Origin of the sequence: Agilicoccus flavus (genome assembly GCF_014857905.1) — a bacterium.
GTDB classification, from domain to species: Bacteria; Actinomycetota; Actinomycetes; order Actinomycetales; family Dermatophilaceae; genus Agilicoccus; species Agilicoccus flavus.
Genome location: NZ_JACYXE010000010.1, coordinates 62906 through 77292, shown reverse-complemented (window position 1 = coordinate 77292; position 14387 = coordinate 62906). Strand labels below are relative to the sequence as shown.

17 protein-coding genes are annotated in these 14387 nt (G+C 75.2%); 11 read left to right on the top strand and 6 right to left on the bottom strand.

Annotated features, from left to right (window positions below):
- Positions 1-53 precede the first annotated feature (53 nt).
- From ICW24_RS14990 to ICW24_RS14980, 3 genes are all read right to left on the bottom strand, one after another.
- Positions 54-1073 carry an o-succinylbenzoate synthase gene (locus tag ICW24_RS14990; protein WP_226346529.1) on the bottom strand — a complete coding sequence of 340 codons (1020 nt, stop codon included), beginning with the start codon at positions 1071-1073 and terminating at the stop codon, positions 54-56.
- Between the two features lie 83 nt (positions 1074-1156).
- Complete coding sequence (locus tag ICW24_RS14985) at positions 1157-3190, bottom strand: phosphate acyltransferase (protein WP_226346528.1); 2034 nt, start codon at positions 3188-3190, stop codon at positions 1157-1159.
- Positions 3191-3359: 169 nt separating this feature from the next.
- On the bottom strand, positions 3360-3866 hold the full coding sequence (locus ICW24_RS14980) for an NUDIX hydrolase (RefSeq protein WP_226346527.1): 507 nt from the start codon (positions 3864-3866) through the stop codon (positions 3360-3362).
- 59 nt (positions 3867-3925) lie between these two features.
- On the opposite strand from ICW24_RS14980, the gene ICW24_RS14975 reads away from it, so the two are divergent.
- The 4 genes from ICW24_RS14975 to ICW24_RS14960 all read left to right on the top strand — a co-directional run bounded on the left by ICW24_RS14975 (position 3926) and on the right by ICW24_RS14960 (position 7072).
- A complete protein-coding gene (locus ICW24_RS14975) occupies positions 3926-4909 on the top strand; it encodes a 1,4-dihydroxy-2-naphthoyl-CoA synthase (RefSeq protein WP_226346526.1) in 984 nt (327 codons plus the stop codon).
- An 88-nt stretch (positions 4910-4997) separates the two neighbouring features.
- A complete protein-coding gene (locus ICW24_RS14970) occupies positions 4998-5231 on the top strand; it encodes a hypothetical protein (protein WP_226346525.1) in 234 nt (77 codons plus the stop codon).
- Positions 5228-5497: a hypothetical protein gene (locus ICW24_RS14965; protein WP_226346524.1), complete on the top strand. Its 270-nt coding sequence runs from the start codon at positions 5228-5230 to the stop codon at positions 5495-5497. The genes ICW24_RS14970 and ICW24_RS14965 overlap by 4 nt, the downstream gene beginning before the upstream one ends.
- A 351-nt stretch (positions 5498-5848) precedes the next feature.
- Positions 5849-7072 carry an acyltransferase family protein gene (locus tag ICW24_RS14960; RefSeq protein ID WP_226346523.1) on the top strand — a complete coding sequence of 408 codons (1224 nt, stop codon included), beginning with the start codon at positions 5849-5851 and terminating at the stop codon, positions 7070-7072.
- Positions 7073-7120: 48 nt separating this feature from the next.
- Here ICW24_RS14960 and ICW24_RS14955 read toward each other — a convergent pair whose 3' ends face one another.
- Complete coding sequence (locus ICW24_RS14955) at positions 7121-7909, bottom strand: SDR family NAD(P)-dependent oxidoreductase (protein ID WP_226346522.1); 789 nt, start codon at positions 7907-7909, stop codon at positions 7121-7123.
- 128 nt (positions 7910-8037) lie between these two features.
- On the opposite strand from ICW24_RS14955, the gene ICW24_RS14950 reads away from it, so the two are divergent.
- The 6 genes from ICW24_RS14950 (at position 8038) to ICW24_RS14925 (ending at position 11912) form a co-directional block, all read left to right on the top strand.
- Entirely contained in the window at positions 8038-9234 is a 1197-nt protein-coding gene (locus tag ICW24_RS14950) for an AMP-binding protein (protein ID WP_226346521.1), read from the top strand.
- A 219-nt stretch (positions 9235-9453) separates the two neighbouring features.
- Positions 9454-9639: a hypothetical protein gene (locus tag ICW24_RS14945; protein ID WP_226346520.1), complete on the top strand. Its 186-nt coding sequence runs from the start codon at positions 9454-9456 to the stop codon at positions 9637-9639.
- An 85-nt stretch (positions 9640-9724) separates the two neighbouring features.
- Positions 9725-9940 carry a hypothetical protein gene (locus ICW24_RS14940; RefSeq protein ID WP_226346519.1) on the top strand — a complete coding sequence of 72 codons (216 nt, stop codon included), beginning with the start codon at positions 9725-9727 and terminating at the stop codon, positions 9938-9940.
- Between the two features lie 157 nt (positions 9941-10097).
- On the top strand, positions 10098-11093 hold the full coding sequence (locus ICW24_RS14935; protein ID WP_226346518.1) for an iron-containing redox enzyme family protein: 996 nt from the start codon (positions 10098-10100) through the stop codon (positions 11091-11093).
- Between the two features lie 17 nt (positions 11094-11110).
- Positions 11111-11287 carry a CDGSH iron-sulfur domain-containing protein gene (locus ICW24_RS14930; protein ID WP_226346517.1) on the top strand — a complete coding sequence of 59 codons (177 nt, stop codon included), beginning with the start codon at positions 11111-11113 and terminating at the stop codon, positions 11285-11287.
- Positions 11280-11912: a methyltransferase domain-containing protein gene (locus tag ICW24_RS14925; protein ID WP_226346516.1), complete on the top strand. Its 633-nt coding sequence runs from the start codon at positions 11280-11282 to the stop codon at positions 11910-11912. The genes ICW24_RS14930 and ICW24_RS14925 overlap by 8 nt, the downstream gene beginning before the upstream one ends.
- A 60-nt stretch (positions 11913-11972) precedes the next feature.
- Here the strand turns inward: ICW24_RS14925 and ICW24_RS14920 are convergent, their stop codons facing one another.
- Together ICW24_RS14920 and ICW24_RS14915 are read right to left on the bottom strand one after the other, a co-directional pair.
- On the bottom strand, positions 11973-13160 hold the full coding sequence (locus tag ICW24_RS14920; protein ID WP_226346515.1) for an FAD-dependent oxidoreductase: 1188 nt from the start codon (positions 13158-13160) through the stop codon (positions 11973-11975).
- The gene (locus ICW24_RS14915; RefSeq protein WP_226346514.1) at positions 13157-14227 is read right to left on the bottom strand and encodes an NAD(P)H-binding protein; all 1071 of its coding nucleotides are present in this window, start codon (positions 14225-14227) and stop codon (positions 13157-13159) included. The genes ICW24_RS14920 and ICW24_RS14915 overlap by 4 nt, the downstream gene beginning before the upstream one ends.
- On the opposite strand from ICW24_RS14915, the gene ICW24_RS14910 reads away from it, so the two are divergent.
- Entirely contained in the window at positions 14211-14369 is a 159-nt protein-coding gene (locus tag ICW24_RS14910) for a hypothetical protein (RefSeq protein ID WP_226346513.1), read from the top strand. The two genes, ICW24_RS14915 and ICW24_RS14910, sit on opposite strands and share 17 nt — an antisense overlap.
- Positions 14370-14387: the final 18 nt, after the last annotated feature.

The window sequence follows — 14387 nt, the reverse complement described above, 5'->3', positions numbered from 1 at the left end:
GACTCCCCCGGTTCCGGCGAACCGAGCCGCGGCGTCGGCGGGCCCTCCCCGCGTCAGCCCGCGAGCACGGCGTGGGCGCGCGCGAGTCGCTCCTCCCACCAACGCTGCCGGTCCGCCCCGGCCGCCAGCCGCGCCGGCGCCGCCGCGTCGACCTCGTCCGGGCGCACCGCCCCCGACACGGGCAGGAACCCGCCCCGCGGGACGAGTCGCGTCGTCGTCACGTCGTCGGCGAGCAGCTCGACGGTGCCGAGGCCGCAGTCGAAGGGAAGGTCGGGCAGCGCGGCGGCGAGCGCGACGCCGGCGCGCATGCCGACGCTCGTGTCGAGCGCGCTCGAGACGACGGCCGGCAGCCCTACCGCGGCCACGACGTCGAGGGCGGCGCGGACCCCGCGCAGCGGCGCGACCTTGACGACGACGACGTCGGCCGCGTCGAGGGCCTTCACCCGCAGGGGGTCCCGCGCCCGGCGGATCGACTCGTCCGCGGCCACCCGCACGTCGAGGGCGGCGCGGGCCAGCGCCACCCGCAGCCGGGCGAGGTCCTCGACGGCGGCGCACGGCTGCTCGACGTACTCGAGGTCGTAGGGCGCGAGCGCGGCCACGGCGGCCCGGGCGTCCGCCAGGCTCCACGCCCCGTTCGCGTCGACGCGCACCCGCCCCGCGGGGCCGAGGTGGCTGCGTGCGGCGGCGACGCGGTCGACGTCGTCGCGCAACGTCTGCCCCGCCTGCGCCACCTTGACCTTGACGGTCCGGCACCCGTCGTAGCGAGAGAGCACGTCGTCCACCTGCTCGGGCCCGACCGCCGGCAGGGTCGCGTTGACGGGCACGGTGTCCCGCCGGGGCGCCGGCCACCCCACCCAGCCGGCCTCGACCGCCGCGGCCAGCCAGGCGCTCGCCTCTGCGTCGTCGTACTCGACGAAGGGCGCGAACTCCGCCCACCCGACGGGCCCCCGCAGCAGGAGCGCCTCCCGGTGCGTCACGCCCCGGAAGCGCGTCCGCAGCGGGACGATCACGGCGTACGCGTGCTCGAGGAGCTCGGCGACGTCGGGGAGCGGCGGCACAGACTCGGAGGTCATGCCCCATCCTCACCCACCGGCGCGGACCTGCTCGGCGGAGTCCGTCCGGCAGGGCTTCCCGGCAGGGCTTCTCGGCAGGCCGGTCAGGACCAGGTCGACTGGAGCGCGGTGATCCCGATGAGGCTGACGAGATCGGGCAGGCTCACGTCGCGCGGCATCGGGCTGAGGGGGCGCGCGAAGCCGCAGAGGATGGGCCCGATGACGTCGGCACCGGTCGCCCGGTGGACGGTCGTGAAGACCTCCTGCGCGTGCCGGCGCCCGGGGAAGACGTAGACGCTCGCCCCGCCGGCGTCGTCTCCGTCGCCCCCCGCCGTGCGGGAGGAGGCGACGCCGAAGTCGTGCACACCGACGACGTGCAGGTCGGGCCGACGATCGCGCACGATCTCCATGGCCCGCTCCGAGCGGGCGACGAGCTCGGCGCGGTCGTGGGCGAACCGCGACGGTGAGACGAAGACGACGCGCGGCGCCAGCCCGACCGAGCGCGAGTTCTCCGCGGCGCGGATCGCGATCACGGCGAGATCCTGCGCCGACGGGTCGTCGTTGAGGGCGATGTCGGCCCACAGGCTCGCGTCGTCGCGCGACATGAGGGCCGTGACGGTGGAGGCGATGTCCGTGCGCCCGCCGACGATCTCGTCGGCGAGGGCGAGGGTCGCGAGGTCGTCGAGGTCCCCGCCGACGACGCCGTCCACCTCGCCGGTCGCGGCGAGGGCGTACGCGCAGACGAGAGGGTCGCGCAGCGCCTCCCTGGCCGCCGCCTCGTCGCAGCCCCGGGCCGCCATGACGTGGTCGAGCAGCCCCTGACCGGGATGGGCGGGGTCGACGATGCGCAGGCCGGGCGGGATGTCGAAGCCGAGGTCGCGGGCGGTCGCCCCGACGGCGGCCGGGTCGGCGACGAGGTGGCAGCGGACGCCACCGAAGTCGGCGTACGCCGAGGCCGCCGCGAGGGCGACCGGGTCGCTCCCGGCGGCCAGGGCGATGTCGTGGTGCCCGACGCCGAGGAGGCGGACGGCGTCGGCGCGGGCCCGGGCGGCGGTGAGGCGCGGCACGCGACCGCCCGCGGCCAGCTCGCGGACCCAGTCGGCGTCGAGGGCCTCGGCGGTCGCGACCATGACGCCGCGGGCACGGTCTTCGTCGTCGGACGGGATCCGGGAGTCGAGGGCCAGGACGGCCTGGACGATCGGGAACGTGCGCTCGCTCGAGAGGAGGAGCGGCAGACCCGCCTGCAGGGCGGGGCGGGCGAGCTCGAGCACGCTCGACGCGGGTGAGGTCCCCACGGTGAGGAGGAGCCCGGCGAGCCGGGTGCCTCCGGTCTCGGCGAGCGCGGCGGCCATGAGGACCTCGGCCCGGTCGCCGGGCACGACGATCAGGGCGCCCTCGTCGAAGAGCTCGATGAATCCGGGGGCGCTCTGGGCCGCGACGACGATGCTGCCGACCCGGCGGGCCTGGTCGCCTTCGTTGAGCACCTCCAGGCCGAGCTCCCGGACGAGGTCGGCGACGCGGGGCCGCGCGGTGCGGTCCTGGTCGGCGAGGCAGGCGACGGCGCGCAGGCCGTGCGCGGCGAGGGCCGACGTGTACTCCTTGCACGTCGCGGACTCCGGGGTGAAGCGGTCGACGACGACCCCGACGACGCGGTCGCCGTCGCGGCCGGTCAGGGGGCGCGCGAGCGCGGCCACCTGCTCGCCGAGCACCTCGGTCGACAGGTCTCGGGCGGAGGCGACGAGGAGGACGTCGGCGTCGAGCGCCGCCGCGATCTCGCGGTTGACCTGGTCGGTGAGGAACGTCGCCGTCCCCGGGCGCAGGCCCTCGAAGACGACGATCTCGTGCGCCTCCACCTCCTCGGCCGACATCGCGACGATCTCGGCGCCGAGCGTCTCCACGTCCCCGACGGCGAGGAGCGAGCGCGAGCGGGCGGCCGACATCGGCTGCGGCGGGCGCAGGTTCGTCACCATCCGGAAGACCTCCGCCGACGGGTCCTCCCCGCGGACGGTGGGCTGGGCCAGCGGCTTGACGTACGAGACGCCGGTGCCCTGCTCGGACAGGGCGTGGACGAGACCGAGGCAGACGGCCGTCGAGTCGGCGTCGGGTCCGCAGGGGACGACGAGGATGCGGCGGGCCATGGGACTTCCTCACGGGACGGCGATGTTCCGTTCCTATCGGCCGGATCGCGCGCTCCGGCACCGTTTTCCGCCGGCGAGACCGCGCTCGGATCACCCGCGGCGGCAGCGGGACCCGGCCGCCGGGCCGCGTGCTCGGCCGCCCGGGCGATCGGGCCTCGCTCGAGCGGGGTCAGGCGGAACGGCCGGGCGTTCCGGGTAGCGGCCCGAAGCCCGTCTCGGCCCGCCCGGCGAGGGCCACCCGGACGCGGGCGGCGAACTCGTCGGGCAGGTCCGGGAGGTCGTCGGCCGGGAAGAAGCGGGCCTCGAGCGACTCGTCGTCGCCGACCGCCGGCTCCCCGGAGACCCAGCGGCACGCGAAGGTGTGGTCCAGGTACGTGGCGCGGTCGCCGTTGTCGTAGGTGACGGGCTCGGTGACGCTCACCCACGCGAGCCGCTCCGCGACGGCGACGACGCACGCCTCCTCGAGCGTCTCGCGCTCGGCGGTGACGTGCGGGTGCTCGCCGGGATCGACGATCCCGCTCACGGGGGCCCAGCGACCGCTGTCCGCGCGGCGGACGAGGAGCACGTGCGGGCGGCCGTCGACCTCGCGCAGCACCACGGCCGTGGCGCCGGTGAGCCACAGGGGCGCGGTGCCGACGTGGCGGCGCAGCTCGGTGATGAAGTCCGGGATCGGCATGGGTACCTCCTGCGCCCGAGCGTAGGGGTCGCCCGGCTCCCCCGGTTAGGGTCCCTACCGTGAGCAGCCTCCCCGACGTCAGCGCGACCTTCGACCCGCAGGCCTGGTCGGAGGTGCCCGGTCTCGACCTCACCGACCTCACCTACCACCGCGCCACGCTGCCCGGCCCGGTGCCGGGGCGCACGCTCGGCGCCGTGCGGATCGCCTTCGACCGGCCCGAGGTGCTCAACGCGTTCCGGCCGCACACCGTCGACGAGCTGTACCGCGCGCTCGACCACGCCCGCCGCACGCCCGACGTCGGCGTCGTCCTGCTCACCGGCAACGGCCCCGGCCCGGAGGGCACCGGCGCGGCCGGCACATGGTCGTTCTGCTCGGGCGGCGACCAGCGCATCCGGGGGCGCTCGGGGTACCAGTACGCCTCGGAGCAGGCCACCGAGTCGGGCGACGAGAGCAGCGACAGCGTCGACCGGGCGCGCGTCGCGGCCGAGGGCGGCCGGCTGCACATCCTCGAGGTGCAGCGCCTCATCCGGACGATGCCCAAGGTCGTCGTCGCCGTCGTGCCCGGCTGGGCGGCCGGCGGGGGGCACTCGCTGCACGTCGTGGCCGACCTCACCATCGCCTCGCGCGAGCACGCCCGGTTCAAGCAGACGGACGCCGACGTCGGCTCCTTCGACGCCGGCTACGGCTCGGCCTACCTCGCCCGGATGGTGGGCCAGAAGTTCGCCCGCGAGATCTTCTTCCTCGGCCGGACGTACTCGGCGCAGGACATGCACCGGATGGGCGCCGTCAACCTCGTGGCCGACCACGACCGGCTCGAGGAGACCGCCCTCGAGGTGGCCCACGAGATCCTCGGCAAGAGCCCCCAGGCGCAGCGCATGCTCAAGTTCGCCTTCAACCTCGTCGACGACGGGCTCATGGGCCAGCAGGTCTTCGCCGGCGAGGCCACGCGTCTCGCCTACATGACCGACGAGGCCGTCGAGGGCCGCGACCAGTTCCTCGAGAAGCGCGACCCCGACTGGTCCCCCTTCCCCTGGTACTTCTGATCGCGTCGCCGTCGGGCGGTCGGCGCATCCCAGGGAGCGCCTGCCCGTGGGCATGTGGGAAAGAGGGATGCTGGGTTAGGATCACGGTATGCCTCAGATCGTGCAGACCGATGACCGCGGCCGTGTCGTCCTGTCGGGACGGCGATCTCAGAGCTTCCTCATGAGCGAGCGTCCCGACGGGACCATCGTGCTCGAGCCTGGATCCTTCGTCACGGATGCCCAGCGCGAGTACGACACCGACCCCGCACTTCGGGCGATGCTGTCCAAGGCCGCCGCATCCGCGACCGTCCGCCGCGCGCGCCGAGCAGGCCCGACGACGTGACCGAGGGGTCATACTCCGCTGTCGCCTCCGGGCAACTCGACCGGATCGAGGCCGGGGACAGCCGACTCGCCGACGACATCTACGAGGTCATCGAGGAGATCTTCGCGGTTCCCGGCCAGGCCCGGGCCTTTTCGCAGGTGATCCAGACCCAGGAAGGTCCGCGCTTTCGGACCGTGGTTCCCTCGCGCCGTCCGATGAGCGTCTTCTGGTCGATGTCCGCCGAGGACGAGCCACGCATCGAGGCGGTGTTCCCCTACTCACGCTGACGTCCGGTGGCCTGGCGGGCCCGACCGCGAACTCCCTGACCGCACGGACCCCCGGCCCGGTCGGCTCCGAGCGTTCCGCCGTCCTCGCGTCGGCGGATCCTGCGCGCGTACGATCGACGAAACGGAAGAGCGGCTGCGTCGGGCAGTGAGGTCCGACCGAAGGTCATGCGGGTCACGGCGCATCCACTCTCGCGTTGTCAGGGTCTCGACACCCGTCGACGGCGGACGACAGGAGGGACGCTCATGGGTGCGGTCGGTTCCGACGCGGCCGGCGCGGGCGCGCCCGCCGGGTCCACCCGCCACGCCCCGCCGGGCGCTCGGGCTGCGCGGCCGTCCGCGGCCGAGACGTCCATGGCCTCCGCGGGCACGACCCCCGACGCGGCCCTGACCGGCGCGGCCGACCTCGCCCGCCCGACCGGCCCCGCCGGGTCGGCGACCTCTGATCCCCGCACCACGCCCGCCCCGGCGCGCTACGACTGGGTCGACCTCGCCCGCGGGTTCGCGGTCGTCGCCGTCGTGCTCTTCCACGTGAGCATCGGCCAGTACTACGGGATGGAGCACGCCGACGCGAAGCTCGTCGCGTGGTGGGACCGCATCAACCAGATCATCACCGTCGTCCGGATGCCGCTGCTGTTCACGGTGTCGGGCATGCTCGCCGCGGGCAAGATCCGCCGCGGGTTCCGCGGCGGCAAGGCGCTCGAGGCGTCGGTGACGAACGCCTACCTCTTCCTCGTCTGGATGACGATCTACGGCGCGCTGCTCGCGGCGGCGGCGCTGACCGGGCGCGAGGGTGTCCCGTTCCAGGTCACGTCGGTGCCGGCGTTCCTCGTGCAGTACTGGGCGCCGAACACCCCGCTCTGGTACGTCTACGCGCTCGCCGTGTACCTGCTCGTGTTCACCGCGCTGCGCAGCGTCCACCCGCTGGCGGTGCTCACGCTGCTCGTCGTGCTGCACCTCGCGACGACGCAGACGTACACCCTCGAGAGCCCGCTGTGGACGCGCGGCCTGCTCTACGCCATCTACTTCGGCCTCGGCGTGTACGGCGGGCGCCTCATCCGGGCCGTGGCCGCGAATCCCGCGCTGGGGGCGCTGTTCACGGGCCTGGCCTACCTGCTCTACCAGCACCTCGGCATGACGAAGCTCATGTCGGCGAAGGTGCCCGAGATGCCCGACGCGCTCGTCGTCACCGCGCTGTACGTGTGCGCGGGCCTCGGCGTGTTCTCCCTCGCCGCGCTGGTGTGCCGCGCGGCGCCCTATCGGGCGATCGGCCGCTACGTCGGGTCGCACACCCTCGCGATCTACGTGCTGCACATCCCGGCCATCACGGTCCTCTCGTTCGCGCTGGAGGGGCCGCTGTTCTGGCTGGCGGACCTCGTGCGCACGAACGAGACCGTCGACGTCGCCTACCCGTTCATCGGCGCGGCCATCGTCGTCACCGGCTGTCTCGCCGTCGAGGCGTTCATGCTCCGCTGCGGCCTGCGCTGGGCGTTCGCCCTCCCGACGGGGATCAGGCTGCTCGTCGAACAGGTCCGGCTCGCCCTCGCGCAGGAACGCCCGCTCCGCCGCGCGGCCTGACGCCGGGCATTCCACGGCGGGCATTCCACGGCCCGCGGCGGAGTGCCGTCAGCCCGAGCGGTCCACCTTGTACGACGCGGCCTGCGCGAGCGGCTTGATCGTCATCTTGTCGATGTTCACGTGGTGCGGCAGGCACGCCACCCAGGCGACGCACTCGGCGATGTCCTCCGCGGTCAGCGGTTCGGCCACCCCGGCGTAGACGGCGTCGGCCTTGGCCCGGTCGCCGCCGAAGCGGACGAGGCTGAACTCGTCGGTGCGCACCATGCCCGGGGCGAGGTCGCACACACGGACGGGGCGGCCGTTGAGCTCAAGCCGCAAGGCGTCGGACGCGAACGACTCCGCGGCCTTGACGCCGCAGTACCCGGCGCCCTTCTCGTAGGCGGCCTGGCCGGCGATGGAGGAGATCGTGACGATCGTGCCGGGCCCGTTGCCGAGCGCGGGCAGGAGCGCCTTCGTCACGGCGACCGTGCCGAGCACGTTGATCTCGTACATGCGCCGCCACGCGTCGAGGTCGGCCTCCTCGACCGTCTCCATCCCGAACGCGCCGCCGGCGTTGTTGACGAGCAGCGCGACGTCGTCGCCGGCCGCCGCCGCGAGCGCGGCGACGTCGTCGGGGTTCGTGACGTCGCAGGTCACCGCCCGCCCGCCGACGCGCTCCGCGAGCTCGGTGATGCGGTCCGTGCGCCGCGCGGCGAGCACGACCTCGAACCCGTCGTCGGAGAGCCGCTGCGCGCACGCCGCGCCGATGCCGCTGCTCGCGCCCGTGACGACGGCCACGCCGCGCCATCCCCCGCCGCGCTCGGAGGCCGTCCCGTTCGTCGTCTGCTCCGTCGTCATGCCGCCATTCTGTCGCGCGCGGCGCGGACCCGACAGCCCGGTCGGCGCCCCGCGCCGTGCGGCGCCCGCCCCGGCCGTGTCCACCGTGCCGCGGCGGCGGGTGAGCCGGCCCCCGGTAGCGTGGCGGGATGCGTGCGGTGGCGGCCCTCGGGATCGGAGCGGGTCCCGCGGTGCTCGACGCCCTGCCCGCGATCGAGGCAGCGCTCGGCGGGGAGGGCCCGCTGCTCGTGCCCCACGCCGACGGCGCCCCGGCCCCGGACCTGCCGCCCGACACCGCGCTCGACGCGGCGATCGCGCTCGGCACGTCGGGGTCGACGGGGGCGCCCAAGCTGGCAGCGCTGTCGGCCGAGGCGCTGTCGGCGTCCGCGACGGCCACCCACGCCGCGCTCGGCGGCCCCGGGCGGTGGTTGCTCGCGCTGCCGGCCCACCACGTCGCCGGCCTGCAGGTGATGCTGCGCAGCGCCGCGGCGGGCGTCACCCCGGCCGTCGTCGACGCCGGCCGGTTCGACGCGGCCGCCTTCGTCCGGGCCGCCGCGGCGATACCGCCGGGCGGGCGCCGGTACACCTCGCTCGTCCCGACCCAGCTCCGCCGCGTCCTCGCCGACCCGGCCGCCACGGACGCCCTGGCCGGCTTCGACGCCGTCCTCGTCGGGGGCGCGGCCACGGCCCCCGACCTCGCGGCGGCCGCTCGCGCCGCGGGCGTGAACGTCGTCACCACCTACGGGATGAGCGAGACCGCCGGCGGGTGCGTCTACGACGGCATGCCGCTGGCCGGGGTGGGCGTCCGCATCGGCGACGGCGGACGGATCGCCCTACGCGGCCCCACCCTCGCAGTGGGTTACCTGTCCCGGCCCGCGGCCGTCGCCCGCGGTGGCGAGACGACCGCCGACGCCGGGGGCTTCGTCGACGACGCCGACGGTCTGCGGTGGTTCGTCACGGACGACGTCGGGCGCGTGGAGCCCGACGGGCGGCTCGTCGTCGAGGGCCGCGCCGACGACGTCGTCGTCACCGGCGGCCTCAAGGTGTCCCCCGCGGTCGTCGAGGCGGCGCTGCGGGCCGTGCTCCCGGCCGGGAGCGACGTCGTGGTCCTCGGGGTGCCCGACGCCGAGTGGGGCCAGGCGGTCGGCGCCGCCCTCGTGCCGGGCGACGGGGACACCGCCGGACTCGCGGCGACCTGGCCCGCACGCCGGGCGCGGATGGGGTGCGCCCCCGAGGCGATGCCCCGCCGCGTCGTCGTCCTCGACGCGCTGCCCACGACCGGCATCGGCAAGCCGGACCGGGCGGCACTCGCGGACCTGCTCGCCTCCGCCGACGACCGGCGCTGACGCGGTCGGGCCCGACCGACACCGCGACGCCCCGCCCCACCGGCGCACGACGAGCCCGGCGGGGGACTAGTCTGGAAAAAACTCTCGATCATCGAAGGACATCCCTGACCTGCGCGCTCGCCGCACCCCGCGACGCCGCCATTCGCCCTGGCTCAGAAGCGGTCCGAACCCCGGCGAGCGCCCGTTGTGGGATCTCGCGGCGCGTGCTTGAGTTACCCCATGACCGACCGGGACATCTGGGACAGCATTCGGCACGCCCGCGACCGGGCCAAGCAGGCCGAGGAGCGCGAGCTGCAGCGGGTGCAGGACGCCGAGAACGACGAGCAGCAGCGCAGCGCGGGCGTGCGGGTCGCCGCCCGCCAGGCGGTGCGCGAGGCCCTCGACGACATCCTTAGCGACGCCTGATCCATCCCTCGTGCGCGGCTCGCACCACGCGAGCGCGCGAATCCGTCGGCGGCCCGGACCGGGACGCCCCACGAAAGGAACCACCGTGATCGAGACCCTGAGCAAGGCCGGCCTCAAGTCGGAGTACTGCTACGCCGCCGGTTTCGCCTCCATCGTCGCGAGCTACGGCTCGTGGTTCGCGAGCCGCAAGAAGACCGGCGACTCCAAGGCGCAGTCCGACCGCTGGGGCATCTTCGTCGGCCACTGGGCGCCGTCCTTCTTCGCCCTGGGTAACGCCCTGCAGATCGCCGAGAAGAACTGACGCCGCACCATCACACGTCCCGAGGACCGGATCCGTCACGATGGATCCGGTCCTCGGGGCGTGGCGGAGCGGGGCCGCCGTCGCCGACGCATCGGGCCCCGCCCGACCTCGCGCCGCAGGGCCGGCCCGCCCGATCCAGCCGTCATGGAGGATGTCGATGAACCTGCCGGAACCGCGCGGGCCGCTCAGCGCCGCCGTCATCGCCTCGCTGCGTGGCGGGACCCCACCCGAGGCCGTCGCGGTCGACGAGCAGGTGCCCGTCCTGTCCGACGAGGACGCGCAGCTCGCGTTGTGGGTTCTCTTCGAGCTGCACTTTCGGGGCTTCGACGACGTCGCGGGCGACCGCGAGTGGGACCCGGCGCTCCTGCGCCTGCGCGGCAACCTCGAGGCCCGCATGGAGGCCGAGCTGCGGGAGGCGACCCGCCCCGCGCTCCACGCCGCCCCCGACAGCGGGGACCTCGCGGAGGACCTGTTCGCCCTCGTCGCGGCCGACCACGGCCCGTCGCTGGCGTCGTACCTGCACCGGCACGCCACCCGGGAGCAGGTGCTCGAGTTCCTCGCCCAGCGCAGCGTGTACGCCCTCAAGGAGTCCGACGCGCACTCGTTCGTGCTCGGACGCCTCGACGGCCCGGTCAAGGCAGCGCTCGCCGAGATTCAATACGACGAGTACGGCGGCGGCCGCCCCGAGCGCCTGCACTCCACCCTGTACGCAGACGCCCTGCGGGCTGCCGGGCTGGACGACACGTACGGCGCGTACCTGCCGCAGGCCCACGTCGAGACGCTGGCGGCCAACAACGCGCAGGCCGTCTTCGGCCTGCGACGGAGGCTGCGGGGCGCGGCGATGGGACTCATGGCCGCCTTCGAGGCGACGAGCTCGCTGCCGTGCCGGCGAATCGCGGCCGGGATCGAGCGGGTGGGCCTGCCCGCCGCCACCGCCGCCTACTTCCACGAGCACGTCGAGGCCGACGCCGTGCACGAACAGGTGGCCGTGCGGGACGTGTGCGCCGGCCTCGTCGCCCGCGAGCCGCGCCTGCGGGCCGACGTCCTGTTCGGCGTCGCCGCGTCGCTGCATCTCGACGCGCTCGTCGGGGGCCGGATGCTGGCCCGCTGGGGCGCCGCCCCGCAGGTCGCCGACGGGCGGCGCAGCGCGTGAGCGGCGGGAGACCGGAGGTGAGCGTGCGCCTGTGCCCCGGCGGCCCGCTCCTCGTCCGCGGGGCCGACGTCGTCCGCGACGAGGCGGGCGTCGCCCACGCGGTCACGCGCCCGGTCGTCGCCGTCTGCGCCTGCGGGAAGACCGGCCGCCCGCCGTGGTGCGACGGCACCCACAAGGTCGTGCGGCGTGGCTGAGCCCGCGCGCCGCACCGCGGCCTTCGGCGGCCTGCAGATCGCCTACGACGACCGCGTGCTCGAACCGTGTCCGTGGACCGCCGCGCAGTCGGCGTGGGCCGCGGAGCTCGCCGAGCAGGCCCCCGAGGGGGACGTGCTCGAGCTGTGCACGGGGGCGGGGCAGATCGGCCTGCTCGCCGCCGCCGGCTCGTCGCGGCGCCTCGTCGCGGTCGACGCCGACCCGACGGCCGCCTCGTACGCGCGGGTCAACGCCCGGGCGGCGGGCCTGGCGGACCGGGTCGAGGTGCGCCTGACGCGGCTGGAGGACGCGCTCGGCCCCGACGAGCGCTTCCCCGTCGTCATCGCCGACCCGCCGTGGGTGACCCGGCGGCGCACCGGCGCGTTCCCGGCCGACCCCCTGAGCGCCATCGACGGGGGCGACGACGGGCTCGACGTCGCGCGCGCCTGCCTCGAGGTGATCGAGCGCCACCTCGCCCCGGGCGGCGCGGCCGTGCTCCAGGTGGGGAGCGCCGAGCAGGCGGCCGTCCTGCGGGAGTGGGTGCGCGGGCGCGGCGTGCTCACCCTGGGCGAGACCCGCGTCCACGACCGGGGCGTGCTCGCCCGCCTCGACCACGCGGCCCGCTGAGGCGACACCGCCTCGGGGCGCGGCCTCGCCGGCGGGCACAGGCCGCGGCGATCGGCGCGATCAGACGCGGCCGCGCAGCAGGAGGCGGTCGTAGACGACCGGTTCGACGAACCGGTCGAACAGGTAGGTCGCCCGGCGGGGCCGGGTGAGGTCCACGAACGGCACCGAGCCCGCGGTCCGCCCGTCGCGGGTGTGCTCGGCGAGGACCAGCCGCCGGCTGTCGACGGCAATGGGAATGACGGTGTACCCGTCGTAGCGCGACGTCGGCTCGCCCCCCGCCACCGCGGCGGTGATGTTCGCCGCGGCGACGGCCACCTGCCGGCGCAGCGCCCCGCCGGAGGGCCGGGTGCGCACGGTGGCGGCGTCGCCCAGCCCCCAGACGTCGCGGTGGCGCATGTGCCGCAGGGTCAGCGGGTCGACGTCGACGAGGCCCGGGGTGCCCTCGGCCGCGAGGCCGGCGTCGGCGACGAACTCCGGCGCCCGGCTGCGCGGGGTGACGTACGCGAGGGCCACGTCGGTCGGCCCGAGTGACCGCGGGCCGTCCACGCGGACCGCCCGGGTGGGGGCGTCGACCGACGCGATCCCCGACCGGTCGTGGACCGTGATCCGGTCGGCCGCCAGGAGAGGCCGCAGGCGGGAGTCGATCGGCTCCAGCCCGAGCACGCCGGCGTAGGGGGTGACGAGATGGACGTCGATCGCGGCGCGCACGCCGGAGCGGCGCCACGCGTCGCAGGCGAGGAACATGGCCTTGAGCACGGTCCCCGAGCAGGAGGCCGGTTCGGGCGGGACGGAGAAGACGACTCTGCCGGAGGTGACGTCGGCCAGCGCGCGAGCGGCGCGGTCGACGTTCTCGGGCACGTGCGCGGAGACCGCCCACCCGGCGTCGAAGCCCTCCCGCAGGCCCGGCGTCGCCTCCCACGCGGGCGTCAGCCCGGGGCACAGGACCAGCGTCGCGTACCCCAGCTCGCGGCCGGACCCGAGCCGCACAGTCCGCGCCACCGGGTCGATCGCCACCACGTGGTCGGCGACGAGGTCGACCCCACCCGGCGTGACGCGGGACGTGGGCCGCTCGTAGCGGCGCATGCGGGCCCCGGCCGCGGCCGCGTAGTTGAGCATCGGGCGGTACCGGTGCGTCGCGCGGGGCTCGACGAGCGCGATGCTCGCGTGCCCGTCGCGGCGCAGGCGCGCGGCGAGGGAGACCCCGGCGTTGCCCGCGCCGACGACGACGACCCCGTACTCCTCGCTCATCCCCGGTCCGACCCCCGGCCCGGGAGGACCTGCTCGACCACGCCCCGCACGGCGTCCGACGCCTTGGCCAGGAGCGGCTGGTCGTCGCCGCCGGAGGCCCACGACGGGTCCTGGGGCATGGGGCCCATCGGGTCGGCGCTCTCGGGGTCCTCCGGGACCTCCGTCCGCGGGTCGGCCAGGGAACGGCGGATCGCCTCGTCGAGGCCCATGAGGTGGTACCCCGTCGGCAGGAGGTCGGCGCGGAAGTCCTCCTCCGCGCACACCATGTCGTGGTGCAGGCTCTCCACCAGCGCCTGGACGGTGGAGCTGGGCACATCGGTGAGGGCTCCGACGAGCGTGCCCACGAGGTCGGTGGGCAGGAACGGAACCTCGACCTGCGGGCGCTCCAGCCCGGTGATGTCGGTGTACCGGTCGAGGAGGTCGCCGTACGGCATCCGCTCGGGGCCGCCGATGTCGTAGCTGCGCGTGCTCACCGGCGCGGTGAGGGCCCCGAGGAGCGCCTCGATCGCGTCGACGACGGCGATGGGCTGGACGTCGGAGTTCATCCACGTCGGCACCGTCTGCACCGGCATCCGCTCGCTGACCTGGCGGATGATCTCGAACGACGTCGACCCGCTGCCCATGAGGACGGCGGCGCGCAGCGTGAGGGTGGTCGCCGGCGTCGCCGCGAGGATCTGTTCGACCTCGTGACGCGACGTGATGTGCGCGCTGAGCTCGTCGGGGTCCGCGGGCGGCACGATCCCGGACAGGTAGACGACGCGGGACGTGCCGTGCGCCTCGACGGCCCGCGCGACGTTCGTGGCGGCCCGGCGGTCCTTCTCGGCGAAGTCGTCTCCGCCGCCCATGCCGTGGACGAGGTAGTAGACCGCGTCCATGCCGGCCAGGGCCGCGTCGACGTCCGCGGCGTCCGCGATGTCCATTCGCACCGTCTCGACCCGGTCGGACCACCAGGGGGCCGGCTTGTCGGGGTTCGTCGTCGTCGTCCGCACCTCGTGACCCGACTCGAGCAGCCTGGGCACCAACCGTCCCCCGACGTACCCCGTGGCTCCCGTGACCAAGACCTTCACGACGTGCTTCCCTTCCTCACCGGTGACCGGACCGATCGGCCAGCAGGTCGACGGTACGCCTCTCTCGCCCGAAAGTCTTTCGATCGTCGAAAAAATTCGCTGCGGCGCGGCGGCCGTGGACGACCCGTCGCCCTCCTCGTGACCCCAGGCTGCAGGGCAG